This window comes from Pusillimonas minor (assembly GCF_014237865.1).
GTDB lineage: Bacteria > Pseudomonadota > Gammaproteobacteria > Burkholderiales > Burkholderiaceae_B > Neopusillimonas > Neopusillimonas minor.
The window spans coordinates 14,118-39,679 of the sequence record NZ_JACJUU010000012.1; the positions used below are offsets into that span (position 1 = coordinate 14,118).

General features: G+C 58.5%; 27 protein-coding genes. 15 read left to right on the forward strand and 12 right to left on the reverse strand.

Annotation, left to right across the window (positions count from 1 at the left end; translation table 11 throughout):
- Nucleotides 1-50: 50 nt before the first annotated feature.
- Nucleotides 51-566: a MarR family winged helix-turn-helix transcriptional regulator gene (locus tag GTU67_RS12635; RefSeq protein WP_249417709.1), complete on the reverse strand. Its 516-nt coding sequence runs from the start codon at nt 564-566 to the stop codon at nt 51-53.
- A gap of 279 nt (nt 567-845) precedes the next feature.
- Between GTU67_RS12635 and GTU67_RS12640 the strand changes: the two genes are divergently transcribed.
- The 6 genes from GTU67_RS12640 to GTU67_RS12665 are packed head-to-tail and all read left to right on the forward strand — an operon-like array spanning nt 846 to nt 8,149.
- Nucleotides 846-3,185 carry a bifunctional salicylyl-CoA 5-hydroxylase/oxidoreductase gene (locus GTU67_RS12640; RefSeq protein ID WP_185780428.1) on the forward strand — a complete coding sequence of 780 codons (2,340 nt, stop codon included), beginning with the start codon at nt 846-848 and terminating at the stop codon, nt 3,183-3,185.
- Nucleotides 3,182-3,970, forward strand: coding sequence for an SDR family NAD(P)-dependent oxidoreductase (locus tag GTU67_RS12645; RefSeq protein WP_185780429.1), 789 nt, complete (start codon nt 3,182-3,184; stop codon nt 3,968-3,970). The genes GTU67_RS12640 and GTU67_RS12645 overlap by 4 nt, the downstream gene beginning before the upstream one ends.
- A gap of 23 nt (nt 3,971-3,993) precedes the next feature.
- Nucleotides 3,994-4,842, forward strand: coding sequence for an enoyl-CoA hydratase family protein (locus tag GTU67_RS12650; protein WP_185780430.1), 849 nt, complete (start codon nt 3,994-3,996; stop codon nt 4,840-4,842).
- Nucleotides 4,843-6,018: an acyl-CoA dehydrogenase family protein gene (locus GTU67_RS12655; RefSeq protein ID WP_185780431.1), complete on the forward strand. Its 1,176-nt coding sequence runs from the start codon at nt 4,843-4,845 to the stop codon at nt 6,016-6,018.
- 29 nt (nt 6,019-6,047) lie between these two features.
- Complete coding sequence (locus GTU67_RS12660) at nt 6,048-7,700, forward strand: AMP-binding protein (RefSeq protein WP_185780432.1); 1,653 nt, start codon at nt 6,048-6,050, stop codon at nt 7,698-7,700.
- A gap of 38 nt (nt 7,701-7,738) precedes the next feature.
- Entirely contained in the window at nt 7,739-8,149 is a 411-nt protein-coding gene (locus tag GTU67_RS12665) for a RidA family protein (RefSeq protein WP_123660882.1), read from the forward strand.
- 212 nt (nt 8,150-8,361) lie between these two features.
- Here the strand turns inward: GTU67_RS12665 and hemL are convergent, their stop codons facing one another.
- From hemL to thiD, 3 genes are read right to left on the reverse strand one after another with little or no spacing between them, the layout of a single operon-like run.
- Nucleotides 8,362-9,639, reverse strand: coding sequence for a glutamate-1-semialdehyde 2,1-aminomutase (gene hemL, locus GTU67_RS12670; RefSeq protein WP_185780433.1), 1,278 nt, complete (start codon nt 9,637-9,639; stop codon nt 8,362-8,364).
- Nucleotides 9,640-9,665: 26 nt separating this feature from the next.
- Nucleotides 9,666-10,304 (reverse strand): thiamine phosphate synthase, encoded by a 639-nt coding sequence (gene thiE / locus GTU67_RS12675; RefSeq protein WP_185780434.1) that lies wholly within the window; start codon nt 10,302-10,304, stop codon nt 9,666-9,668.
- Nucleotides 10,301-11,101: a bifunctional hydroxymethylpyrimidine kinase/phosphomethylpyrimidine kinase gene (gene thiD, locus GTU67_RS12680; RefSeq protein ID WP_346727026.1), complete on the reverse strand. Its 801-nt coding sequence runs from the start codon at nt 11,099-11,101 to the stop codon at nt 10,301-10,303. Before thiD ends, thiE begins: the two co-directional genes overlap by 4 nt.
- 105 nt (nt 11,102-11,206) lie before the next feature.
- Between thiD and GTU67_RS12685 the strand changes: the two genes are divergently transcribed.
- The 4 genes from GTU67_RS12685 to GTU67_RS12700 all read left to right on the forward strand — a co-directional run bounded on the left by GTU67_RS12685 (nt 11,207) and on the right by GTU67_RS12700 (nt 13,141).
- Nucleotides 11,207-11,371 carry a rubredoxin gene (locus GTU67_RS12685; protein ID WP_114421268.1) on the forward strand — a complete coding sequence of 55 codons (165 nt, stop codon included), beginning with the start codon at nt 11,207-11,209 and terminating at the stop codon, nt 11,369-11,371.
- A 19-nt stretch (nt 11,372-11,390) separates the two neighbouring features.
- Nucleotides 11,391-11,975, forward strand: coding sequence for a YqgE/AlgH family protein (locus GTU67_RS12690; protein ID WP_185780436.1), 585 nt, complete (start codon nt 11,391-11,393; stop codon nt 11,973-11,975).
- Nucleotides 11,968-12,378 carry a Holliday junction resolvase RuvX gene (gene ruvX, locus GTU67_RS12695; RefSeq protein ID WP_185780437.1) on the forward strand — a complete coding sequence of 137 codons (411 nt, stop codon included), beginning with the start codon at nt 11,968-11,970 and terminating at the stop codon, nt 12,376-12,378. Before GTU67_RS12690 ends, ruvX begins: the two co-directional genes overlap by 8 nt.
- A 145-nt stretch (nt 12,379-12,523) precedes the next feature.
- Complete coding sequence (locus GTU67_RS12700) at nt 12,524-13,141, forward strand: lysophospholipid acyltransferase family protein (RefSeq protein WP_249417710.1); 618 nt, start codon at nt 12,524-12,526, stop codon at nt 13,139-13,141.
- Between the two features lie 33 nt (nt 13,142-13,174).
- Here the strand turns inward: GTU67_RS12700 and GTU67_RS12705 are convergent, their stop codons facing one another.
- The 8 genes from GTU67_RS12705 to mpl form a co-directional block, all read right to left on the reverse strand.
- Nucleotides 13,175-14,008: a symmetrical bis(5'-nucleosyl)-tetraphosphatase gene (locus GTU67_RS12705; RefSeq protein WP_185780438.1), complete on the reverse strand. Its 834-nt coding sequence runs from the start codon at nt 14,006-14,008 to the stop codon at nt 13,175-13,177.
- On the reverse strand, nt 14,005-15,183 hold the full coding sequence (lptG, locus tag GTU67_RS12710) for an LPS export ABC transporter permease LptG (RefSeq protein WP_185780439.1): 1,179 nt from the start codon (nt 15,181-15,183) through the stop codon (nt 14,005-14,007). The genes GTU67_RS12705 and lptG overlap by 4 nt, the downstream gene beginning before the upstream one ends.
- 98 nt (nt 15,184-15,281) lie before the next feature.
- Nucleotides 15,282-15,986 (reverse strand): monofunctional biosynthetic peptidoglycan transglycosylase, encoded by a 705-nt coding sequence (mtgA, locus tag GTU67_RS12715; RefSeq protein WP_185780440.1) that lies wholly within the window; start codon nt 15,984-15,986, stop codon nt 15,282-15,284.
- Between the two features lie 16 nt (nt 15,987-16,002).
- On the reverse strand, nt 16,003-16,878 hold the full coding sequence (gene aroE, locus GTU67_RS12720; protein ID WP_185780441.1) for a shikimate dehydrogenase: 876 nt from the start codon (nt 16,876-16,878) through the stop codon (nt 16,003-16,005).
- Complete coding sequence (locus GTU67_RS12725; protein WP_185780442.1) at nt 16,875-17,738, reverse strand: TonB family protein; 864 nt, start codon at nt 17,736-17,738, stop codon at nt 16,875-16,877. Before GTU67_RS12725 ends, aroE begins: the two co-directional genes overlap by 4 nt.
- On the reverse strand, nt 17,735-19,627 hold the full coding sequence (locus GTU67_RS12730) for a ribonuclease catalytic domain-containing protein (protein WP_185780443.1): 1,893 nt from the start codon (nt 19,625-19,627) through the stop codon (nt 17,735-17,737). Before GTU67_RS12730 ends, GTU67_RS12725 begins: the two co-directional genes overlap by 4 nt.
- Nucleotides 19,628-19,641: 14 nt before the next feature.
- On the reverse strand, nt 19,642-20,232 hold the full coding sequence (locus GTU67_RS12735) for a YqiA/YcfP family alpha/beta fold hydrolase (protein ID WP_185780444.1): 591 nt from the start codon (nt 20,230-20,232) through the stop codon (nt 19,642-19,644).
- Nucleotides 20,229-21,602 (reverse strand): UDP-N-acetylmuramate:L-alanyl-gamma-D-glutamyl-meso-diaminopimelate ligase, encoded by a 1,374-nt coding sequence (mpl, locus tag GTU67_RS12740; RefSeq protein WP_185780445.1) that lies wholly within the window; start codon nt 21,600-21,602, stop codon nt 20,229-20,231. Before mpl ends, GTU67_RS12735 begins: the two co-directional genes overlap by 4 nt.
- 76 nt (nt 21,603-21,678) lie before the next feature.
- On the opposite strand from mpl, the gene GTU67_RS12745 reads away from it, so the two are divergent.
- The 5 genes from GTU67_RS12745 to prmA all read left to right on the forward strand — a co-directional run bounded on the left by GTU67_RS12745 (nt 21,679) and on the right by prmA (nt 25,554).
- The gene (locus GTU67_RS12745) at nt 21,679-22,188 is read left to right on the forward strand and encodes a TlpA family protein disulfide reductase (RefSeq protein WP_185780446.1); all 510 of its coding nucleotides are present in this window, start codon (nt 21,679-21,681) and stop codon (nt 22,186-22,188) included.
- A 106-nt stretch (nt 22,189-22,294) separates the two neighbouring features.
- Complete coding sequence (gene aroQ, locus GTU67_RS12750; protein WP_093969437.1) at nt 22,295-22,729, forward strand: type II 3-dehydroquinate dehydratase; 435 nt, start codon at nt 22,295-22,297, stop codon at nt 22,727-22,729.
- 87 nt (nt 22,730-22,816) lie between these two features.
- Entirely contained in the window at nt 22,817-23,263 is a 447-nt protein-coding gene (gene accB, locus GTU67_RS12755) for an acetyl-CoA carboxylase biotin carboxyl carrier protein (protein WP_093969436.1), read from the forward strand.
- 3 nt (nt 23,264-23,266) lie between these two features.
- Nucleotides 23,267-24,613: an acetyl-CoA carboxylase biotin carboxylase subunit gene (gene accC / locus GTU67_RS12760; protein WP_185780447.1), complete on the forward strand. Its 1,347-nt coding sequence runs from the start codon at nt 23,267-23,269 to the stop codon at nt 24,611-24,613.
- A gap of 32 nt (nt 24,614-24,645) precedes the next feature.
- Nucleotides 24,646-25,554, forward strand: a complete 909-nt coding sequence (gene prmA / locus GTU67_RS12765) for a 50S ribosomal protein L11 methyltransferase (protein WP_185780448.1) — start codon at nt 24,646-24,648, stop codon at nt 25,552-25,554.
- The last annotated feature ends 8 nt before the right edge of the window (nt 25,555-25,562 follow it).

Consider the following 25,562-nt stretch of genomic DNA (forward strand, 5'->3'; position numbering starts at 1 on the left):
AGGCCCGCAGTGCGGGCAAAAGCTCATTTTATCGTATGCAGCCAGTGCGACTAGTCGCGCGCGGCCAGGCGGGTTTGGGCCAGCAATTTAAGCTCGCCAAGCGCATCGAACAGCGCCTTTCGGCTTTTGTCGGACAGCCCGCTGAACAGGCTTTGAATCCAGTGTTCGTGCGCATCGGCCATTTTCTTGAAAGCGCGCTTGCCCTTTGGCGTCAGGCGAATAATGGAACTGCGACGGTCGGAGGCGACCTTCAGGCGTTCGACCAGACCTTCTTTTTCGAGCTGGTCGGTAATGCCGGTAATGTTGCCGTTAGTTACCATCATATGACGGGACAGCTCGCTCATTTTCATGCCTTCGGGCACGCGCAGCAGTTGGGCCATCAGGTCGAAACGGGGTAGTGTGGTTTCGAAATCGATGCGCAGGCGTCTGCGGATGTCGCCTTCGATGAGGTTGCAGCACGTGAGCAACCGCAGCCATAGACGCAGGTCGTCGTGGTCGTCGGGGCCGGCCCGGCTTTCAAGGTCGGGTCGGGAGAGTTCGCCGTTAAGGGAGTGCAAAGCGTTCATGGGCAACCGGTTTAAATGCATAGAATTTGGTCGAAAATGCAGCCAAACTAGTGCAAGTCTAAACGAAAACAATGTCAAGATTTACCATTTATATAGTTTAATCTTGAAGTTTTCTATTAGGGGTTATTTCTAGTGTCCCGGATATTGTGCGACGCGGCATAAAAAAAGCATTGCACGCTGTTTTTTTTCTGTATATAGTTTAAACCTAAACTAAATAAGGTTTGCGCGTACCTCTTGCCAAACGCGCTCAAATTTCAAGAAAACTCTCGGAGAACGCTCATGAATATCGTATGTATTGGTGGAGGTCCCGCTGGCCTGTATTTTGGTCTGCTCATGAAGCTCAGCGATCCCAGCCACGAAGTAACCGTCATCGAGCGCAATCGACCGTACGATACATTTGGCTGGGGTGTTGTGTTTTCAGACGCCACCCTCGAAAACCTGAAAGAAGCCGATCCGGTCTCGGCAGAGCGCATCGCGCAGGCGTTTAACCACTGGGACGACATCGAAATTCTTTACAAAGACCGCGCAATACGTAGCGGCGGTCATGGCTTTATTGGTATTGGTCGTAAAAAGCTGCTTAATATCCTGCAAGATCGTTGCAAAGAGCTTGACGTGAACCTCGTGTTCGAAACCGAAGTTACCGACGATCAGGAAATTGCTGTTAAATATAAGGCCGATCTCGTCATCGCCTCCGACGGCCTGAACAGCCGTGTTCGTACACGCTACGCCGACACCTACCAGCCCGACATCGACACCCGCCACTGCCGTTTTGTGTGGCTGGGCACCAAAAAAACGTTCGACGCCTTTACATTTGCTTTCGTCAAAACAGAGCATGGCTGGTTCCAGGCGCACGCCTACCAGTTCGAGCCCGGTACATCGACCTTTATTGTTGAAACCCGCGACGAAACCTGGCAGGCGCACGGCATCGACAAGATGAGCCAGGAAGACGGCATTGCCTTCTGCGAAAAGATTTTCGCACCTTACCTCGACGGCAATCCGCTTATTTCCAACGCGTCGCACCTGCGCGGTTCGGCCATCTGGATCCGTTTCCCCCGCGTTATCTGCGGCAAGTGGGTACATCGTCAAACGCTGCCCGACGGCCGTACCGTGCCCATCATTCTCATGGGCGATGCCGTTCACACCGCACACTATTCCATTGGCTCGGGTACTAAGTTGGCGCTTGAAGACGCGATCGAATTGCATCGCTGCCTGATCGCCAAGAACCTCGACCTTAACGAAGGTCTGCAGCACTACGAAGATGTCCGTAGCATTGAAGTTGCAAAAATCCAGAACGCCGCCCGCAACTCGACCGAGTGGTTCGAGAACGTGTCGCGCTACGAAAACTTCGAGCCTGAGCAGTTTGCTTATTCGTTGCTGACCCGTTCGCAGCGTATCTCGCACGAAAACCTGCGCGTGCGTGACCCGAAATGGATCGACGGCTACGAGCGCTGGCTGGCCAAGCAGTCGGGTGCCAAAGCCGACGGCGATCACCCCGTGCCCCCCATGCATACACCGTTCAAACTGCGCGACGTTACGCTTAAAAACCGTATCGTCATGTCGCCAATGGCCATGTATTCGTGCGTTGACGGCGTACCGGGCGACTTCCACCTGGTCCATCTGGGTTCGCGTGCCATGGGCGGCGCCGGTTTGGTCATGGTCGAAATGACGTGTGTCTCGCCCGAAGCCCGTATTACGCCCGCTTGCCCTGGCCTCTGGAACGATGAGCAGGCATCGGCATTCAAGCGCATTACTGACTTCATTCACCAGAATACCGACGCTAAAGTCGGCGTCCAGATTGGGCATGCCGGCCGCAAGGCATCGACCAAGGTCAGCTGGGAAGGCACCGATTTGCCGCTTGACGAAGGCAATTGGCCTATCGTTTCGGCGTCGCCCATCCCATACATCGAAGGCGTGTCTCAAACACCGTCAGAAATCACACGCGCCCAAATGGACGAGGTCCGCGATCAGTTTGTGGCCGCAACACGTCGCGCTGTGACCGCTGGCTTCGACTGGCTCGAGTTGCATTGCGCACACGGCTACTTGCTGTCCAGCTTCATTTCGCCGCTTACTAACGTACGTAAAGACGAGTACGGTGGTTCGCTCGAAAACCGCATGCGCTACCCGCTCGAAGTTTTCAAAGCCATCCGCGCTGTCTGGCCGCAGAACCTGCCCATGGCTGTTCGCATCTCGGCACACGACTGGGCCGAAGGCGGTATCACACCCGACGACGCCATCGAAATTGCCCGTATGTTCAAGGCGGCTGGTGTCGACCTGGTCGACTGCTCGTCCGGTCAGGTGGTGCGTCACGAGAAACCGGTCTATGGCCGTATGTATCAAACACCGTTTGCCGACCGCGTTCGCAACGAAGCCGGTATCCCGACCAGTGCGGTTGGCGCCATTTTCGAAGCCGACCATGTCAACAGTATCATCGCCTCGGGTCGTGCCGACCTCTGCGCTGTAGGTCGTCCTCATCTGGCCGACTCGGCCTGGACGCTGCGTGAATCTGCACGCATTGGCTTCACCGACGTCACCTGGCCCAAGCAGTACTTCCCGGCCAAACGTCAGCTTGAAACGAACTTCGAGCGGGCTGCTGCTTACGCACAGCCGGTCGGCAAATGACCGGCGCTGCGGCGGGAACGCCGCGGCACGCCTTGGTCACCGGTGCCTCTCGGGGCATCGGTCTGATGGTGGCCGAGCGCCTGCTGCAGCAAGGTTGCAAGGTCACCCTCATGGGACGCAGCTCCTCGTCGTTGCAAAAGGCAACCGAACAATTGGCTGCGCTGGGTGACGTTGCTTACGTCACCGGCGATATTGTCGAAGGGGCGGTGGTCAAGGCTGCCTTTGCCCAAGCGCGCGAGCGCTTCGGGCCCATCGAAATCCTTGTCAATAATGCAGGTCAGGCGATCAGCGAACGTTTCGATCGTTTAACCGAAGACGGCTGGCATCAGATGCTGGCCGTTAACCTGACCGGCACATTCCACTGTATTCAAGCCGCCATGCCAGATATGCTGGCGGCCAAGTGGGGGCGCATTGTCAATGTGGCCAGTACCGCCGGTTTGCAAGGGTATGCTTATGTCAGTGCCTACTGCGCCGCCAAACATGGCGTGGTTGGTTTAACGCGTTCGCTGGCGCTCGAAGTGGCCCGCAAAGGTATTACGGTCAATGCCGTGTGCCCGGGTTACACCGAAACTGATCTGGTTCGCGAGGCGCTTGACAACATCATGCAAAAAACGGGCATGTCGCTTGACGAAGCCAAGGCCAAGCTGGCCGAAGGCAACCCTCAGGGTCGTCTGGTGCAACCGGCCGAAGTCGCTGACGCGATTGCCTGGCTGTGTCAGCCGGGCGCCAGTGCTGTAAATGGTCAATCTATCCCCGTCGACGGGGGCGAAGTCATGGTGGGCTAAGCCTGCCTAACGAAGGAGTTTTCATGACGACAGAACACACCATGGCCCACCATACGGGCCCAATGGCCGGTTACGAGGCCCGCAACTTTTTGTGGCAAGTATCCGAAGACGGCAAAGTCGCCACTATCACGCTGAACCGTCCCGACCGCAAGAATCCGCTGACATTCGAGTCGTATGCCGAATTGCGCGACCTGTTCCGCAAGCTGGTTTATGCCAACGACATCAAAATGGTGGTCATCACCGGCGCGGGCGGCAACTTCTGTTCGGGTGGCGATGTGCACGAAATCATTGGCCCGCTCACCAAAATGACGATGCCGCAATTGCTCGAATTCACCCGCATGACAGGCGACTTGGTTAAAGCCATGCGTGCCTGCCCGCAGCCCATTATTGCGGCGGTCGACGGCGTGTGTGCGGGGGCAGGTGCGGTGATGGCACTGGCGTCCGACATGCGTTTGGCTACCGAGCAAACCAAAACGGCGTTTTTGTTCACTCGCGTGGGTCTGGCCGGCGCCGATATGGGTTCGTGCGCAATTTTGCCGCGCATTATTGGTCAAGGCCGGGCGTCCGAATTGTTGTACACCGGGCGCTCCATGTCTGCCCAAGAAGGCTATAACTGGGGCTTTTATAACAGCCTGCATCCGTCCGAGTCTGTGCTGGCCGAGGCGCAGAAGCTGGCTCAGCAACTGGCTAACGGCCCGACCTTTGCGCATGCCATGACCAAAAAGGCATTGCACCAAGAGTGGGCCATGGGTGTCGACGAGGCCATCGAGGCTGAAGCCCAGGCCCAGGCTATTTGCATGCAGACGAAAGACTTTCATCGTGCCTACCACGCGTTTGTAGCCAAACAGAAACCCGTTTTCGAAGGTGACTAAATGACCGACACGACATGGCTTGACTGGCCTTTCTTCGACGAGCGCCATCCTGCGTTCGCCCGGGAGCTCGACGCCTGGTGCGAAGCAAATTTGTCCAGTATCGACCACAGCGATACCGATCAGGCCTGTCGTGATCTGGTGCGCGCGCTGGGTGATGCCGGTTGGCTGAAGGTCGCCGTCCCGTCGGGCCCCGAGGGTGCCTGGGGCGGCCGTTGGCCCGAAATCGATTCGCGCGCGGTGTGTATTGTGCGTGAAACGCTGGCCCGCCACGATGGATTGGCTGATTTTGCCTTTGCCATGCAAGGCTTGGGTAGCGGTGCTATTTCAATTGCCGGCAGCGACGAACTACGCCTGCGTTATCTGCCGCGCGTGGCCCGTGGCGACGCCATAGCGGCGTTTGCGCTCTCCGAGCCCAATGCCGGCTCCGATGTCGCAGCCATGTCGTGCGAAGCCACCCTCGATGGTGACCATTACGTAATCAATGGTGAAAAAACCTGGATTTCCAACGGTGGCATTGCCGACTTCTACTGCGTGTTTGTGCGTACCGGCGAGGCGCCCGGGGCACGTGGTATTTCGGGCTTTGTTGTCGATGCCGACACGCCGGGTTTAACGATTGCCGAGCGTATCGACGTCATCGCACCGCATCCGCTGGCGCGGCTCAAGTTCGAGAATTGCCGTATACCTGTTTCGCAGCGTCTGGGCGATGCCGGCCAGGGCTTTAAAATTGCCATGATGACGCTGGATATTTTTCGTGCATCTGTGGCGGCTGCAGCGCTGGGCTTTGCCCGTCGTGCGCTTGACGAAGGCACGGCCCGCGCGAAATCGCGCCCGATGTTTGGCCAGACCCTGGCCGACCTGCAACTGACTCAGGCTGCGCTGGGTGACATGGCCACCGATATCGACGCGTCGGCATTGCTTACTTATCGTGCGGCCTGGATGCGCGACGTGCAAAAGCAGCGCACCACCCGCGAAGCCGCCATGGCCAAAATGACAGCCACCGAATCGGCGCAGCGCGTAATCGACCGCGCCTTGCAAATGTTTGGTGGTCTGGGCGTGGTGTCGGGCGAGCCCGTCGAAAAGCTCTACCGCGAAATCCGTGCCTTGCGTATTTACGAAGGCGCAACCGAAGTACAAAAACTGATCATTGCGCGCGAGCTGCTCAAGAACTCGCCGTAATTCATAGCCAATAACAAGAGGAGACACAGTTGGAACGATCTGCCCATATTGATACTTTTGCCCGCGACAATCTGCCGCCCGTCGAGCTTTGGCCCGAGTTCCTGTTCGACGGCAACCCCGATGTCGCTTACCCCGCCCGTTTAAACGCCGCTGTAGAGCTGGTCGACCGTCATGTCGAGCAGGGCCGCGGTGACAACATCGCCTTGCGTTGGCCCGAGGGCAACGAAAAAAAGTCGTTGTCCTATGCCGAACTCAAACGCCTGACCGACCAGATCGCTCAGGTACTGACCGAAGACATGGGCCTGGTGCCCGGCAACCGTGTGTTGCTTCGCGGCCCCAACAACCCCATGATGGCGGCCAGTTGGCTGGCGGCGGTCAAGGCCGGCCTGGTCACTGTGCCCACCATGCCCCTGCTGCGCGCGTCAGAGATAAAGCCGGTCGTCGACAAAGCCGAAGTCACGGCAGTGCTGTGCGACAAGCGTCTGGCCGACGAAATCGAGCATTGTTTCGACCCTGCGCATCCGGCGTATTGCCCGTCGCTTAAAAGTGTTCGCTACTTTTGCGACAGTGGCCCCGATGCGCTCGAGACATTGGCTGCGGCCAAGTCGGGCCAGTTTCAGGCCTGCGACACCGCAGTCGACGATGTCTGCCTGATTGCGTTTACCAGCGGTACGACAGGCAAGCCCAAAGGGTGCATGCACTTTCACCGCGACGTTCTGGCTATGTGCGACACCTTTTCGAAGCACATTCTCAAGCTCGATGCAGGCGACATCATTTGCGGTACGCCGCCGTTGGCCTTTACGTTCGGGTTGGGTGGCATGCTGTGTTTCCCGCTGCGTGTCGGTGGCTCGACGGTACTTATCGAAAAGCTGTCGCCCGACGAACTGCTGGCCAAGGTCGAGCAGTTTGGGGTGACGACAACCTTTACCGCTCCGACGTTTTATCGCCAGATGGCGGCCCTGGTTGGCAAATACAACCTGTCCAGCCTGAAGCGCACAGTATCGGCTGGTGAAGCCTTGCCAGATACAACACGTCAGCTTTGGAAAGAAGCGTCAGGCATTGAAATGACCGACGGTATCGGCGGCACCGAAATGATCCACGTGTTCGTGTCCAGCCCACCCGAAGACGTGCGACGTGGCGCCATTGGCAAAGTTGTGCCTGGCTATATTGCGCAAGTTGTCGACGATGATTTCAACCCGGTGGGTACGGGAGTTGTTGGTCGGCTGGCCATCAAAGGCCCGACAGGCTGCCGTTATCTGGCCGACGATCGTCAAACGGTCTATGTCCAGAATGGCTGGAACCTGCCGGGCGACACGTTCAAAATGGACGAAGACGGCTACCTTTACTACCAGGCGCGTAATGACGACATGATCATTTCGGCCGGCTACAACATTGCCGGGCCCGAAGTCGAAGACGCCATGCTCAAGCACGAAGCTGTTGCTGAATGCGGTGTGGTCGGCCAGCCCGACCCTGAGCGCGGCAACATCGTTAAAGCTTTTGTGGTGCTCAAGCCTGGCTTCGAAGGCAATGCTGCGTTGGTCAAGGCATTGCAAGATCACGTCAAAGCCACCATCGCTCCGTACAAATACCCGCGCGCTATCGAGTTCGTCGCCAAGCTGCCGCGTACTGAAACAGGCAAATTGCAACGGTTCGTTCTTAGGCAACAAGCCCAACAGAGCTAACTATTTTTTGATTTTTATTTGATTTACACGAGGCAATCATGAAAATTTTGCAACCCCCAAATTGGACCGAACCCCGCGGTTACGCCAACGGTACTATGGCCGAAATGCAACCCGGCAGCCGTTTGATTTTTGTTGGGGGCCAGATCGGCTGGAATGCCCAGCAGCAGTTCGAAACCGACAACTTGGCCGAGCAGGTTGGCCAGACGTTGCGCAACATTGTCGACGTATTGAAAGAGGGCGGCGCGGGCCCCGAGCATATTACCCGCATGACTTGGTATGTGGTCGACAAGCAAGAGTACACCTCGCAGCTACGTGAAATCGGCCAGCATTACCGTGCCACAATCGGTCGCAACTTCCCGGCCATGACGGCCATCGAAGTGGCCGCCCTGATCGAAGACCGTGCACGCGTTGAAATCGAGGTGACTGCGGTCGTGCCTCCGGCTGCCTGATCTTTCGACTGATCGGTAAATCCAGAAAAACGCCCCGGGGTATTCGATACCCCGGGGCGTTTCTGTTGTGCGCTTGGCATGGGCACACACCTGCGGGTGAAAGTTTCGCTGCGAGCCACAGTGACCAAAGTGAAGCAAATGAAGCCGCGCTTTGGGCGCATTACAGGGCCCTTGCCCGCACCTGGCAGGGCCCGTGTGCTGCGACTTAGGGCCTACAGCTTTGCAAAAACCTCTTCGGCCGCGTCAAGTGTGGCATTGATGACGTCGTCGTCGTGTGTGGCCGATACAAACCCGGCCTCGAAGGCCGACGGTGCAAAGTAAATGCCTTTGATCAGCATGGCATGGAAGAACTTCTTGAACAGCTCGATATCGCACTCGGAGACTTCGGCCAAGGTGGTTGGGATACGCTCGCGGAAATACAGGCCGAACATACCGCCGACATAATCTGCGCTGAACGGGATGCCGGCGTTTTCGGCGCGTTCGGCCAGGCCGTCGGCCAGTTTGCGTGTTTGTGCTTCAAGGCGGTCGTAGAAGCCCGGTTCGGACAACAGCTTAAGGGTGACCAGGCCTGCGGCAACCGCTACAGGGTTGCCGGACAGCGTGCCGGCCTGGTAAACCGGCCCCAAAGGCGCGACGTACTCCATGATGTCGGCCCGGCCGCCGAAAGCGCCCACCGGCATGCCGCCGCCGATGACTTTGGCCAGGGTGGTGATGTCGGGTTTGACACCGGTTAACCCCTGAACCCCTTGCGGGCCGACACGGAAGCCGGTCATGACCTCGTCGAAAATCAGCAATGCGCCATGCTTGGTGCACAGCTGACGCAAGGCCTCGAGAAAGCCGGGCTGCGGGCGGACCAGATTCATGTTGCCGGCGATGGGCTCGACAATAATGCAGGCAAGTTCGTCGCCGTGGGCGTTAAAGGCAGCTTCGACGGCGTCGATGTTGTTGAAATCGAGCACCAGTGTGTGCTGGATGAATTCGGGCGGTACGCCGGCCGAAGTCGGGTTCCCGAAAGTGAGCATGCCCGAGCCCGCCTTGACGAGCAGGCTGTCGGCGTGGCCGTGGTAGCAGCCCTCGAATTTGATGATTTTTGGGCGTTTGGTGTAACCACGCGCCAGCCGGATAGCGCTCATGGTCGCTTCGGTACCCGAACTGACCAGGCGCACTTTTTCGATGGAGGGCAGGCGCGCCACCAACGCTTCGGCAATCTCGATCTCGGCTTCGGTGGGCGCGCCAAACGACAGGCCGTTGACGGCGGCATCTTGGACGGCTTTGATGACTTCGGGGTGGGCATGGCCCAGGATGGCCGGGCCCCAGGAGCCGACATAGTCGGTATAGCGTGTGCCCTGAGCATCCCACACATACGGGCCGTTGGCGCGTTCGATAAAGCGCGGTACGCCACCCACCGAGCGGAAGGCCCGAACAGGCGAGTTGACCCCGCCGGGAATAGTTTGAGAAGCGCGTTCGAAGAGGGCGGTATTGCGTGGCATGGGCGGTATCTTTGAGCAAATAAAAGTTAAAACAGGGCGGCAAAGCGCGCTGCGGTGGCCCGGACATCGGGCTGATCGAAAAGGCCGCCGATAACGGCAAGGCTATCGGCCCCGGCGCTAACGACCTGGGCAGCATTATCGGCCGTAATGCCGCCGATCGCCACCAATGAGACCGGGGCTTGGTCGGTGACAAGGGCGCGCGCCTGGGCAAAAAGCGATAGCGGTGCGCGCACGGCGTCGGGTTTGACGGACGACGCAAACACAGCGCCAAAAGCAACGTAGTCGACGCCATCGGCAATGGCCGTTTTGGCGCGGTCGAGTTCGTTGTAGCACGACCGGCCGATAAATTTGCCGGGGCCCAGGCGTTCGCGGGCCTGCCGGACAGAGCCATCGTCTTTGCCCAGGTGTACGCCGTCGGCGCCAACCGCTATGGCCAGGTCGACGTCGTCGTTGATGATGAATACAACACCCAACTGCCGGCAGTGTTGCGCCATGGCCAGGGCGTGACGGTGCGACAGCGTTGGCGATAGCTGCTTTTGCCGCCACTGCAGGATTTTCATCCCGCCCAGGGCGGCGGCGGTAACGGCCTCGTGAAGGGCTTCGAAGTGGGTCGTGTCGGGCGTAATGCCATACAGGCCGCGGGGGAAACGGGGGGCATGGGTCATGGGGCTGAGCGGTTGATGATGCGCGACCCCATCCCGGGCCGGAAGGTACGCGCGGTGAGTTCGGCGGTGGCTTTGATAGCGTCTTCTGCTGCACCCGGCAGGGCTTTGCCCTGGGCCAGCGCGATCGTCAGGGCGCAGGCCAGCGGGCCGTCGAGGTTGGCGGTGCGCGACTGGGGCGCTTGCCAGGCCCAGTTGAACACTTGTTGGTCGGGGCCACGCAAGACATAGGCGCGATGGCCCGGCCGAAGCGTTTCGCCGGTTGTCAGTACCCAGGGCGTTCCAAAGCTGCGCAGGGTGTCTGCCAGGTGGCCGGCCCCGCGCCCGGGCAGGACACCGTCGTTGCCCCATTGCGACAGCAGGCTGTCTTCAATAATGACCAGGTCGGTTTGCGGGAGCAAGAGCTCGCAAAGGGCGGCATTGACCTCTTCGAGGTCGTGCTCGTTGCTGGCAAAAACCTGCGGCACGCCGGCTAAATGCAAGACCAGCGGGACGTCGGTGTAATCGGCCGCAATTTGCGCCAGTACCCGGACGGCGTCGGTGGTGTACAACGGCCCAGCCTTGATAGCGCGCACCGACATGTCTTCGAGCAGGCAGCGCGCCTGGTCGTCGATGATGTCGGGGCTGATGTCTTGAACGTCTTCGACGTTGGCGGTGTCCTGGATGTGCAGCGCGGTGACGGTGCTGATGGCGTGGCCGCCCAGGGCGGCGCACGTAATGGCATCGGCCGGCAAAAATGCCGAGCCGGTGGGGTCGAACGGACCGAAAACGAGGACGATAGGGGGCGACGCTTCTTGCACTGAGGGAAACCCGGTTACTATTGGGATTAATCGAATTGACCCCATTCTATAGGATACCCGCCCTTGCCTTGGGCGGCTTTCAAAATTTTCAGTGAGTAACAAGTAATGCGTACATGGATGTGTTTGATCTGTGGTTGGATTTATGATGAAGAAGCCGGGTTGCCCGAAGAGGGTATTGCACCTGGTACACGTTGGGAAGATGTACCACCCAACTGGGTTTGCCCCGAATGTGGCGCCCGCAAAGAAGATTTCGAGATGATGGAAGTTTAATTACCTTAAGGGGCGAGTCATGGCATCTGCTACACACCACACCGAACACCAGGTTGACTTGTCCAAACAGTTTTTGCTGGCCATGCCTGGCATGGTCGGCGGCGAGTGGGCCAATACCGTTGTCTTTATGTGCGAACACAATAGCCAGGGCGCGCTGGGGCTGGTGGTCAATCGGCCTACCGACTTAACCTTGGCCGACTTGCTCGAACGCCTGTCCATCAGTTTTGCGCCCGAGTCTGCGGTTGCCCAACAGCCCGTTTTTTACGGTGGCCCGGTGCACACCGACAGGGGCTTCGTATTGCACACGCCAGGGCGTCAATATACGTCCAGTATTCCGCTGGGCGATGTCCTGCTCACCACGTCGCGCGACATTCTTGAAGATATCGCTGCGGGCCAGGGGCCCGATCACTATCTGGTGACCCTGGGGTATGCAGGGTGGGGTGCCGGCCAGCTCGAAAGCGAGCTGGCCCAAAATGCCTGGCTTAATGTCGATGCATCCAATACCGTCTTGTTCGATGTGCCGTCCGAATCACGCTACGAGTCGGCGCTGGGGGTGTTGGGTATTCACTCATCCATGCTTGCGGGCACGGCGGGGCATGCCTGAAGAAACGCTGCTGGCTTTCGATTACGGCCTGAAAAAAATAGGGGTGGCGCTGGCCAACACGCTGACGCGCCACGCCCGCCCGTTAACCATTATTACGGCCGAGCGCCGCGACCTTCGGTTTCAGGCCATCGCCGACCTGATCACCGAATGGCGGCCCGATCGTGTCATTGTCGGCCTGCCGCTCGACAGCCTGGGTGAAGAGCAATTAGCCACAACGCAGGCGCGTCGTTTTGCCAACCAAATTAATGGCCGCTTCGGCGTGCCGGTCGAACTGGTCGACGAACGTGGCTCCAGCCTCGAGGCGCAAGAACGATTAGGCACGCATCAGCCCGACGATGCGGTTGCAGCTGCTATTATCCTGCAGCGATACCTTGATGCCCCGGGTCAAGGTGCAACATCCTGACGAGGTTATTTTGCGCGTAGTATTGTTTTTGGTCCGAGTCCCTTTTGTGTTGTTATGGCTGGCTTCCAGCCTTTTTTGTGTCGCCACGGTTTACCCGTTTGCGGGCTTGCAAACACGGTCATGGCTTAACAATATGTGGTCTCGCATGCTCATCACGATATGCGGGGTCAAGGTTCAGGTCATTGGCCGGCCGGTCATGACGGGCTCCGAGTTGTGGGTGGCCAACCATGTGTCCTGGATCGACATTTTTATCCTTAGCAGCGTGCGTTGCGTGGCATTTATTGCCAAGCAAGATATCCGTAAGTGGCCGGTTATCGGCTGGCTTGTTGACAAGGCGGGTACGGTGTTTATCGATCGTACCCAGCGTAATTCGGTGCGCCGCGTCGGCGAGCAAATGCAGGCCATGTTCGACACCGGTCAGGTGGTGGGGTTGTTTGCCGAAGGCACGACCAGTACCGGTTTCGATGTCTTGCCGTTTCATGCCAGCCTGTTCGAGCCCCCCCTGCGGGCCGGAGTCGTCATACAGCCTGTAGCCTTGCGTTTTTATCAAGGCAGTCGGCGCAGCGACTTGCTGGCGTTTGTGGGCGAACAAAGCCTGGTGGGCAATATGTGGGTGTTGCTGGGCGCAACCGGCAGCCGTGTCGAGGTCGAGTTTTTACCCCCCTTGCCGCCGTCAGAAAGCCAGCCTTTAGGGCGGGCCGAGGTCGCGACCCGGGTGCGCGAGCAAATTCGTAACGCGGTTATGTGTTCGCCAACGCCATAATTTTTGGGTTGGCCTGAAGCGGGTAATTCAAATTCAGGGCTTTTGCGCCTGTTTGCACGATACCTGCACCAGTTTGTGGTCGTGCAGCCGCAGGGCGGTCAGCTTGCCACCCCACACGCAGCCTGTGTCCAGGCAAATGGCGTCGGGTCGTATCATCAACCCCAGCGTCGACCAGTGTCCGAAGACAATGGTATGGTCGACAGTTGCCCGGTTAGCTACGTCGAACCACGGGATCAGGTCGCCGTTGGTTGAGTCATCAGGCGCGTTTTTGTAGCTGAACTCCATGTGCCCTTTTTTATTGCACATGCGAATCCGCGTCAGGGCATTGATAATCACCCGCAAGCGCTTGTTATTGCCCAGATCGTCGCGCCAGTCGGTCGGTTCATTACCATACATTTTTTCAAGCGTGCGCTTCCAGTTGGGTGAGCGCAGTGCGGCCTCGACTTCGCCGGCCAGCGCGAGGGTTTTGTCGACGTCCCATTTGGCCAGTACGCCCGCATGCACAAGTAGGTGACCGTGGGCGTAGTGCGCTAATGGGCGGTGGCGCAGCCAGGTAATGATTTCGTCGGCATCAGGGGCTTTTAAGATGTCGGCTATGGTGTCCGACTTGCCTGGCTTGCGCACCCCGGCAGCCACCGCAAGCAGGTTCAGGTCGTGGTTGCCCAGCACGGTAACGGCTTTTTTCCGCATGCCCATGATGTGCCGTACGGTTTCAAGCGAACGGGGGCCGCGGTTGACAATGTCGCCGGCGAACCAGAGCTCGCGATTTCTATCGGCCGACAGGTCGGGGTGCTTGAGTAGGTCTTCAAGGGCGTGACAGCACCCCTGAATGTCACCGATCATCCAGATGTCGTGGTGTCTGGTCATCGGGCCGGCCGGCTGAACGGATTGCGGCTAACCACGAAGCGCCTGACGTTATGCTGGTTTTCCATCAGGATAAGTGCGCCAAGGGCCAGCCCCAAGGCGGCCAGATTGGGGACCAGTGCGGTGACCCAGGGTGCCCATTTGCTGAGCATGCCGACATTCAGGGCAAGCTGGTTGATCATGAAGAACCCGACGCCCAGCAAAATACCCACAAATACTTTGCCGCCAACGCCGCCGCGCCGGGTTTGCATAAAGCCAATGGGGGCGGCAATGGTGATCATGACCAGCAATGTGAACGGGTACGCCAGCTTTCGCCACAGGGCGACGACTTCGCGGTCGGTTTGCAGGTTGTTAGCTTCAAGGTAGCTGATGTAGTCGGTCAACACCGAAATTGACATGCGTTCGGGCGTCAGAATGCGGGCGATCAGGCGTTCGGGTGTCAGCGATGTGGGCAGGCTGCGTTGTTCGATGCGGTTGACCTGTGTGACCGGCATTTCGGGCACTTTGGCATCGGCGAGTGCCGAAACTGCCTGCGCGTTTACGGCGGTTTCGGTGACCTGGTTCATGATGAGGGCACCGTCGGCGAAATAGCCGTCTACCGCTTCCGAGTATGTGGCAAGCTCTTGTCCTTCGCGAAATTCGTACAGCGTAATGCCGGCAACCCCGCCATTAGGCTTCAATTGGGCAATATTGATCACGCGTGTGCCGTTTTCGGGGGCCTCTTCTTTAAACCAGTATCCGCTGTTCAGTCGGCCGCCGCCGGCGCGCCCAAGCAATTGCAAGGTGGTTTCGCTGGTTTTGATTTCGGCCGCCGGGGTGACGATTTCAGACAGGACGAAGGCGCCGATGACCCAGGGGATGGTAATAACCCACAACATGCGCATGAGCTTCATGCCGCTGACGCCGGACACCCGGAAAATGACCAGTTCGTTGCGTTGCGCCAGGCTGGCCAGCGCCAGAATGGCCCCGATCAGCAAGCCAATGGGCAGCAGTTCGTAGAGCCGGGTGGGCATTTGCAGCCCCTGCAGATAAAACAGGTTCAGCAGGGTGAATTTCTCGCCGACGTCTTCCAGGTCTTCGATGAGCGCAAAAAAGGTAAACAGCCCCAACAGTGCCAGTAAGACAACGGCACATGAGCGATTGATTTCGCGGGCAAGATAGCGACGAGCGGTGCGCATGAAGGTTCAAATCAAAAAAGCCAAGCCGTAAGCTTAACAAACGACGCGTTATCGTGCGTTGCGAAGAAACGATACCGTTTGGGTTTGCGGTGCCAGGGCTACGGAATATCGACCATACGCATGCGCCGGGTCAGTGTGGCGGTGCGCGATTGCAGGTAAGTGGTGTTGCCTCGCTTGTCGTAGTAGGCAGGGTTGGGCAACATGGCGGCCAGACGGGCGGCTTGTGTGCTGCCAAGCTGCGCCGCATTGCGTTTGAAGTAATGTTGCGCGGCAGCCTGGGCGCCAAAAACATTTACGCCCCATTGGGCAATGTTCAGGTACAGCTCCAGAATGCGTTTTTTGCTCATGACGGCTTCTATCATGTAGGTCAAAATCAGTTCTTGCCCTTTGCGCAAATAAGAGCGGTCACCCGAAAGAAACAGGTTTTTTGCCAGTTGTTGGCTGATGGTCGACCCGCCGCGCATCCGGCTGCGGCCTTCATCTGCCATTTGCAGGTTGTATTCAAAGGCGCGTTTTATGGCTTCCCATTCGACGCCGTTATGGCCGGTGAAGTTGGCGTCTTCGGCCGCCACAACGGCGCGCTTCAGGTTTGGGCTGATGCGGTCGTAAGGCACCCATTCGAATGCAATTTTTGCATTCGGGTTGTCGGCGCGCAGCTCGGTTAGCGTGGCACGCATGAAGGCGCTGGTGTTGGGGTTATTGAAGGTTAGCCAGACCACCATGACAAACAGGCCGAACTGGTACAGCAGCAGGCCAAACAGGCCCAGCAGTGCGAATAGTCCGACGAGTCTGGTTTTTGACATCGGTAGGGGGCTCCGGTTATTGGGCGGCGTGCAATTGCGCCCGCAGCGCGGCCAGCACGGGGGCCACGTCGGGCAATACGCCGTTCCAGATCTGGAAGCTGACGGCTGCCTGCCCCACCAGCATGCCTAACCCGTCGCAGACCTGCGCCGCCCCGGCATCTTTGGCCCAGCGCATGAAGGCCGTGGGCCGGGTGGCGTAAAACATGTCGTAGCCCAGCGCGTTTGGCGCAAAGTGCGCACCTTTAAGCGCCGGCGCCTTGTCGTCGATGCTGCTTGATGTCGCGTTGATGATGATGTCCCAGTGGCCTTCGGCCGAGTCGAGGCCGCCCGCGCTCAGGCTGGCCGTATAGCGGGGGGCGGCATCGGTCATGGCAGTTTGCAGGGCGGTGGCCTTTTCAACGGTTCGGTTAACCACATGCAATCTGGCGCATCCGGTTTCCAGTAGCGGCAGCACGACGCCTTTGGCAGCGCCGCCGGCGCCCACCAGCAAAATGCGTTTCCCGGCCAGGTTTTGCCCTTGGCGCTCAAGGTCATTCAGTAGTCCGATACCGTCGGTGTTGCAGCCTTTAAGCTGCCCGTCTTGCATCCATAACGTGTTGACAGCGCCGGCAACCCGGGCGCGTTCCGACAGGCCGTCTTGCGCCGTTTGCCAGGCCTGCTCTTTAAACGGAACCGTCACGTTCAGGCCGACACCGCCGTCGGCAAAAAAATGCTTGACCGTGCCCGCAAAATTGTCGAGTGGCGCGCACAGCCGGTCGTACACCAATGACATCCCGGTTTGAGCGGCAAACGCCTGGTGAATAAACGGCGAACGGCTGTGGGCGACCGGATTGCCAATGACGGCAAATTTGCGAAGGCTCGGGTTGGGTGTGGAGGGCGCGTGGGTAGTCATTGGGTGATCAGTTGGTCGTTGGTAAAGTGCCAGGTTCGGGTAATGGCCAGAATGTCCAGGTCTTGTGCGACTTCGGGGGGTAAGGGGGGAAAGGGCGCCGCGAGTTGCACAATGCGTCGGGCGGCCAGGTTTAGTACCGGCTCGGACGATGGCCGGTTGATTTCGACGCGCTCAAGCGAACCATCTTTTTTGATGTAGGTGGTGAGTTGCAGCGTACCGTAGATTTTGCCGCGCGCTTCCTGGGGGTAATGCGTGGTGCCAATGTGTTCGATTTTTTGTCGCCAGGCTTCAACATACTGTGCATAGGCGGCTTGTTGCGCGGCCGGCCCGACAAATTGCTGCCGGGGGCGCGCGTTGTAACGTTTGATGCGTTCTTTCAGGGCGGCTATTTGCGCCGCAAGCAGGGTGCTGTCCTGGATACGGTTATCTCGGCCCGGTTCGTCTGACTGTTGCAGCAGGTCGGGGCGTGGCGCCGTGTTGACCTGCAGGCGGGCTTCAAGCTGGGTCAGCAACTGTTCTTGGCGCGCTTCAAGCTCGGCCTGGCGCTTGCGCATGGCCTCAAGGATGATTTCGTCGGGCGCCTCGGCGCTGGTGCGCGGCAGCGGGGTGCTGGCCACAGCGTTATTGTTTGCCGTGTTGCCGCCAGCGTTCAGGTTGCTTTGCGCAATTACCTGGGGGGCAACCGGGGCCGCTTCGGTTTGCGCGTTAACCAGGGTGACGTCAAGCGATTGCGCCGGGGGGCGGGTTGGTGGTTGCGGGTGGGTGAAGCGCAGGGCCAGCGCCGCAGCGTGCAAAATCAGGGACGCCGCGATACCAATATAAAGATAGGTTTTGCGCTCTATGGCCCACACGCGATTCATGGCTCCGGTGAAAGGGTCTCGATAAGCCGGCAGTGGATGTCGAGCGACAGCTCGTCGTAGCCGGTTATTGCCAGTTTGACCTGCGCACCGCGTTCGAGTTCGGGTAAACCGCCCACCCGGGTTACTAAAGGTGCGCAATCGAACCTGACCAGGTCTTCGCGCAGTACGCTGGCTGTGACTTCGGTAATACCCTGCTGTTGAAGCCAGCGCAGGCACCAATAGCGTTCCATGGTGGACTGGAATTCACCCCATGCGGCGTATTGGGCATCAAAGGCGCCAATAATGGCGAACAGGTCGGCTTCTTTGGGCTTGAAGGGTGCAACCAGTCGTGCCGATACGCCATGTTGCGCGGCTGCGATAATTTGCCCTTGATTGATCAGGTCGACATAGCGTCGCAGGGGCGAGGTGCACCACGCATACTGTGGTACGCCGATGGCTTCGTGCGGCAGTGCTTGCGTCGACATGCGAACACGTCCGGCCTGCTGTGACCGGTAAATACCGGGCACCCCATGCTGGGCCATAAAAGCGCCCCACAGTTTGTTGGTCAAAATCATGTATTCGGCCACGAGGCGATCGAGCGGCGCATTGCGTTGGCGCGGCACCAGCTTGACGATACTTTCGGGGTCGTCGGGAGGGCCTTCGAGGTAAAACGAATACTCGGTTCGGGTGTTGTTTTCGGGTTTGCCGCGCACCGTCTCGCGCTCGCGGTTCAGGTGACGCGAAAACTGCCACAAGGGGCGCAACCAATGTCCATAAGGCAGCGGTGCGTCGGGGTTGTCCAGCGCTTCTTCGGTAACGTCGGCATCCAGCCAGTTGTGCCGCAGGTTTTCTTTGACGCTGATGCGTTCCAGGCGGGTCTCGGTTGCACTGACCTCGCCGGTTTCGAGGTTGGCGGTCACGTATAGCGACAGGGCGGGTTTGACCTGCCCTGCGTCTAGTGAAAACGCCTGGATCAGTGATTCGGGCAGCATCGACACCTTCTGGCCCGGCATGTAGACCGTAGACATGCGGTTGCGTGCCATGTCGTCGAATTCGTTGCCGCGCTTGATCAGCAGGCCGGGGGCCGCAATATGGATGCCTATGCGTACCTCGGTGGCTGACACCGGCGTGACCGACAAGGCGTCATCGACTTCGGTTGTGGTGATGTCGTCGATGGAATAGGCTTCGACATCGGCAAAAGGCAGGTCGTCCTCAAGCGGCGGCATATCGAGTGCCTTGAGTTCGTGCCCCTTCGGGAAATGGGTGGCGAAAAAGCGGTCGCGATGAAGCTTGAGCGGATTGGGCCATGCGCCCACCTGAAGCAGCAGTTTTTCGGGCGTCGTGCCCAGCTGGGTAACCGCCGCGTCAAAAGCCTTCCATTGCAACGAGTTTTTATCGGGCTTGACCAGAAAGCTCTGTGCCACGGCGGCCAGGTCTTCAGGCAGATGCCCTGCGACCAGCTCGTCTGTCCAGGCTTGCTGCTGCTCGGCCTGCTTTTGCTTTTTTTCGATAGCGGCCAGCGCGGCTTTCAGGATGTCGGGCGGCGCTGGGCGATAGCGACCTTTGCCCCGCCGATGAAAATAGGCCGGTGCACTGTTCAGTGCAAAGATAAGCGCCGCCTTTTCAACCGCCGAAGGCGGGTGGCCAAAATACTCTTGTGCGAAGGCAATGGCCTCGAACTCATCTTGTGGCGCACACTCCCACAAAAAATCAATTTCAAGCGTGTCGGCCAGCGCATGCGCTTGCGTTAGCAGGGCTTGAGGCGCGGGCTGGTCAAACTGGAACAGTACGTGGGCTGTCTTTATTTTGCTGCGTTTTCCGCTTTCCGATTCGACCTGCAGGGTTGAGTCGCTTTGCGAAAAGATTTTTTCAGCCTTGAATGCGCCACTGTCTTCGTAGAGAACGTACATATATAGTTGTGTTTTTATCGTTGCGTTTGGGGTTTGCCCTGAATGAACTGCATGACTTCGGGCAACCAGCGCGGGAAGTCGGAAATACCGTGGTCGCTGCCGTTGACGATACGACTTTGGCACCCTGCGTACCAGGCTGCCATTTCTTTCCAGTCAAGCACTTCGTCGCCCGTGCACGCCATTAAAAAATAGCGGTTGTGCGCCTGGGGCGTTGGGAATGCAAGCGCAGCGAGTTCGTCGACGTGCCTGGGCAAAAAAACGAAAGGTTCTGTGCTGTGATACTGCTGATGTGTGCCGACTTGGGTGGCCAGGTCGCGTGCGCCGTAAATGACCGGGTTGAGCAAAACGGCACGACAGCCACGTGCGTGTGCCAGATGGCCGGCGTAGTAGCCCCCAAGCGATGAGCCAATAAGGGTGATGTCGGCCGGGTCGCCTGCATGCAAGTCAATAAGATTGTTGCATAAATTGATAGCGCCCTGCGGGCTTGCTGGCAGTTGCGGGCAATGCCAGTGATCGGCCAGGCGCAGGTTGGCAACGGCCTGGGCCAGCCACTGGGCCTTGGCAGATTGCGGCGAAGAGCGAAAACCGTGCAGGTAGAGAATCATGCGTGTGTGTGGCCAAGCGCAGCAAGGACTTTTTGGTGAATGCCGCCAAAACTGCCGTTGCTCATGATCAGGATGTGGTCGCCGGTAGCGGCGGCGGTAACGATGGCTTGCACTAGCGCGTTCAGGTCGTGGTGCGCCTGGGCTTTTGCACCGAGTGGCGCCAGTACCTGGGCCGGGTCCCAACCCAGGGCGTGCTTGCCCTGCGTCTCGCCAAAGCAAAAAATCAGGTCGGCATCTTGCAGGGCGTCGGGCAGTTGTGCGGCCATGGTGCCCAGCTTCATTGTGTTCGAGCGAGGCTCGATGACGGCCAGAATGCGCGCCTGACCGACTTGCCGGCGCAGGCCTGCCAGCGTGGTGGCAATGGCTGTGGGGTGGTGGGCGAAGTCGTCGTACACCGTAATGTTATCGACGGCGCCGCGCACCTCCATGCGCCGCTTTACCCCGCCAAAGCTTGACAGCGCCTGCACGGCTTTTGCAGTGTCGACCCCAACATGGTGTGCGGCTGCCAGGGCTGCCAGCGCGTTCAGCTTGTTGTGTTCGCCGGTCAGGTTCCAGGTGACATCGCCAACGGGTGTGCCGTCTTGAACAACGGTGAAGTGGGTGGCATGGCCGTGGTCGCGATACTGCCAGTGGCCGGTGTCGCCGAAACTGACGACGGGTGTCCAGCAACCGCGTGCAATGACGCGATCGAGGGCGGGTGCATTGACGGGGCGAATGATTTGCCCGCCCGCGGGTACGGTGCGCAGTAAATGATGAAACTGGATTTCGATCGCTTCCAGTGTGGGGAAGATATCAGCGTGGTCGTATTCAAGGTTGTTCAGTATGGCCGTGCGCGGCCGGTAGTGCACAAACTTTGATCGCTTGTCGAAAAAGGCCGTGTCGTATTCATCGGCCTCGATGACGAACAGTTTTTGCGCCGGGTTGAACCGGGCTGACACTTTCAGGCCGGGGGCGATGCCCCCGATCAGGAAGTTGGGGGCCAGACCGGACTGCTCGAGTATCCAGGCCAGCATCGAGCTGGTGGTGGTTTTCCCGTGAGTGCCGGCAACGGCCAGAACATGTTGTCCTTGCAGAATGTTTTCGCCCAGCCACTGCGGACCCGACGTATAAGGCAAGCCCAGGTCAAGAATCGCTTCCATCAGCGGGTTGCCGCGTGTCACGACATTACCTACGATGAACAGGTCAGGTTTCAGGTTGACCTGGTCGGCCCCGAAACCTTCGGTCAGGGAAATGCCCTGTTCTTCAAGCTGGGTGCTCATGGGAGGGTAGACACCGGCGTCGCAGCCGGTAACGGTGTGGCCTGCTGCGCGGGCGATCAGGGCCAAACCACCCATGAAGGTTCCGCAGATCCCCAAAATATGTATGTGCATTCATTCTCTCCTGGCCGCCTATTGTAGTCAGCCGGCCGTGCCGCGCCCGAATATCGGCGATGTTAAAATCCATTTTATGATGATGCGTCGTAAATTTTTGCAGGGTTGCCTGGGCATGTTTGCCACGGGGCTTTTGGCCGTTGGGGGCGTACCTCATGCCGTGGCATCGTCGGCCGGGCTGTTTGGTCTTCAGTTTCCCGACCCAGACGGCACTCCGGTCTCGCTTGACCAGTGGCGGGGCGGTCCGGTGGTGGTTAATTTCTGGGCGACTTGGTGTCCGCCGTGCGTCAAAGAAATGCCCGACCTCGAAGCGCTTAAGCAAAAGTATCCCGGGGTGCAGTTTCTGGGTCTGGGGGTCGATACGGCCGCCAACATTAAAAAGTTCATTCCTAAAGTCAATGTGACGTATCCTTTGCTGGTTACGGGGTATGGCGGTATTGACCTCATGAAAACCTTGGGCAACTCAACGGGTGGTTTGCCGTATACCCTGGTATACGATGCGTCTGGCAACGTCCTCGAACGCATTATGGGTCAGGTCAAGCCCGATCATCTCGACGCGATCTTGCAGCGTGTTTCAATGCCTTGAGTACGTGTTGCTGCAATTCAATACGTTCTTGGTTTTTTAGGTATTTAATAGACAAATAACGCTCTTTAGCGTAAAAAGACGGTCTGTCTGTCGTAGAAAAACATAAATGGCACAACACATTCTGGTTTTGCATGGCCCCAACCTGAACATGCTGGGTACCCGCGAACCCGGCATTTACGGGCGGCAAACGCTGGCCGATATCAACGCGCGCCTGGCCGAAGTCTGCGCCGAAGCCGATGCGGGCTGTGCTGTTTTCCAAAGCAACCACGAAGGCGAGCTGGTGGATCGCATCCAGGCCACGCGGCACGACGAAACAGAATTCATTATCATTAATGCAGGCGCTTACACGCATACCAGCGTGGCTATTCGCGATGCGCTGGCCGCAGTGGGTTTGCCGTTCATCGAAGTACATTTGTCCAACGTCTACAAACGTGAACCTTTCCGCCATCACTCGTATTTGTCGGATCAGGCGCAGGGCGTTATTGCAGGTTTAGGTGCCTATGGGTACGAGGCAGCGCTTCGTTATGCCCTGGCTCATTAGGTGCTGCGTTTCACCAATTAATTTTTTAACAATCATTACTCGAGCATCGCGCTGAATTGGCCTGATGCCGCGTTACGGGAAGTTTGTATGGACCTCAGAAAACTAAAAACCTTGATCGATCTCGTTGCCGAGTCCGGTATTGCCGAACTCGAAATCACCGAAGGCGAGGGTAAGGTACGCATCGTCAAATTCTCCCAGTCGGTTCAACCGGTGGCCTATGTGCCCGAGGCCGCGCCTGTGCAGGCCGCCGCTGCGGCAGCGCCCGCTGCGCCGGCCGAAGCCGCGCCCAAGGCGCCGCAAGGCCATATCGTCAAAGCGCCTATGGTGGGTACGTTCTACCGTGCGCCCAACCCGGGTGCATCGCCTTTCGTCGAGGTTGGCCAGTCGGTCAAAGAGGGCGACCCGGTGTGCATCATCGAGGCCATGAAGCTACTTAACGAAATCGAGGCCGACAAGTCTGGCGTGATCAAAGAAATCCTGGTCGAAAATGGCGAACCTGTCGAGTATGGCCAACCCCTATTTGTAATTGGCTGATCCATGTTTGAAAAAATCCTGATTGCCAATCGCGGTGAAATCGCCCTGCGCATTCAGCGGGCCTGCCGTGAACTGGGCATTAAAACCGTTGTTGTGTACTCCGAGGCCGACCGTACAGCCAAGTATGTACGTCTGGCCGACGAAGCCGTCTGTATCGGCCCGGCGTCCGCCAAAGACAGCTACCTGAGTATGCCGGCGCTTATCTCGGCCGCCGAAGTCACCGACGCCGAAGCCATTCACCCGGGGTACGGGTTTTTGTCCGAAAACGCCGACTTCGCCGAGCGTGTCGAGAAAAGCGGTTTTGTCTTTATCGGCCCGCGTCCCGAAACCATTCGCCTGATGGGCGACAAGGTCAGTGCCAAGCACGCCATGATCGAAGCCGGAGTGCCGGTTGTGCCGGGCTCCGACGGTGCACTGCCCGAAGACCCACAAGAAATTTTGCGCATTGCACGCAACGTGGGTTACCCGGTCATTATCAAGGCTGCCGGTGGCGGCGGTGGTCGAGGCATGCGCGTGGTATACACCGAGGCCGCGCTGCTTAATGCAGTGGGCATGACGCGCACCGAAGCTGGTGCTGCGTTCAATAACCCCGAGGTCTACCTCGAAAAATTCCTCGAGAATCCGCGTCACGTCGAAATCCAGGTGCTGGCCGATGGTGGTCGAAATGCCGTCTGGCTGGGCGAACGCGACTGCTCGATGCAGCGTCGTCACCAAAAGGTCATCGAAGAAGCGCCCGCACCGCATATCCAGCGCAAGCTTATCGAACGCATAGGCGAACGCTGTGCCGAGGCCTGCCGCAAAATGGGTTACCGGGGCGCCGGTACGTTTGAGTTCTTGTACGAAAACGGCGAGTTTTTCTTCATCGAGATGAACACCCGTATTCAGGTCGAACATACCGTTACCGAGATGATCACGGGTGTCGATCTGGTGGCTCAGCAAATTCGTATTGCCGCCGGCGAGAAGTTCACGTTGCGTCAGCGCGATGTCCAGTTCCGTGGCCACGCCATCGAGTGCCGTATCAACGCCGAAGACCCCTTCAAATTTACGCCCAGTCCGGGCAAAATCACCGCCTGGCATGCGCCGGGGGGCATGGGGGTTCGTCTCGACTCACACGTATTCAGCGGTTACAGCATTCCGCCCAACTACGACTCCATGATCGGCAAGCTTATTACGTACGGCGACACCCGCGAGCAAGCCATTGCACGTATGCAAATTGCCTTGTCCGAAATGGTGGTTGAAGGCATTCAAACCAACATCCCGCTGCACCGCGAGCTGATGCAAGACGCCCGCTTTGTCGAGGGCGGCACCAGTATTCACTACCTCGAACACAAGTTGTCGCAGCGTCCCTAACTGGGCCGCTCGTCAACGATCCGGAAGCTCTCATGCGTGAATTGGTGTTGAATTGTCCCGAAGCGGCGGCAGAGGCTTTGTCCGATGCCCTGCTCGAGGCAGGTGTGTTGTCGGTATCTGTCGAAGATGCCGATCGCGATACCGAAGCCGAACAGCCTTTGTTTGGCGAACCGGGTACCGAACCCGAAGTGCAAGCCTGGCAACATAACCGTGTTGTGGCCTTGCTCCCCGATGGCGTCGACCCCGAGCACATCCTCGAGGCTGTGCGCGTCAATGCCGATCTGGGCCTCGACTTGTCGCACTGGGAAACCCGCGAGGTGCCCGATGCCGATTGGGTTCGGGTCACCCAATCGCAGTTCGGCCCGATTCAGGTTGGTGAGAAAGTCTGGATTATCCCGAGTTGGCATCGCGATGATCAGATCGTGCCTGCATCAGACGACGTGGTCACGCTTGAGCTTGATCCGGGTCTGGCCTTTGGTACAGGCAGCCACCCCACAACGCATTTGTGCCTCGAATGGTTGTCCGAAGCCATGACGGGGTCGCCCACGCTGCTCGATTATGGTTGCGGTTCTGGCATTTTGGCCATTGCAGCGCGCAAGCTGGGTTGCGGCCCGGCCTGGGCTGTCGACATCGACCCGCAAGCGGTCACATCGACGCAATACAATGCGTCAGTCAACCAGGTTCAACTGCAGGCCGGTTTGCCCGATGCCTTGCCCGAGGGTGATTTTGGCGTGGTTATGGCTAATATTCTGTCCAATCCACTCAAGATCCTCGCACCTATGCTGTGTCACCGGGTGTCGCCAGGCGGTCACCTGGTGTTGTCCGGGGTGCTCGAGCGCCAGGCAGAAGAGGTCGCGCAGGCGTATGCCCCCTGGATAGCCATGTCTGTCTGGAAGGCACGTGACGGCTGGGTGTGCTTGCACGGCCAACGTGGCCGGTAATGTTTCTT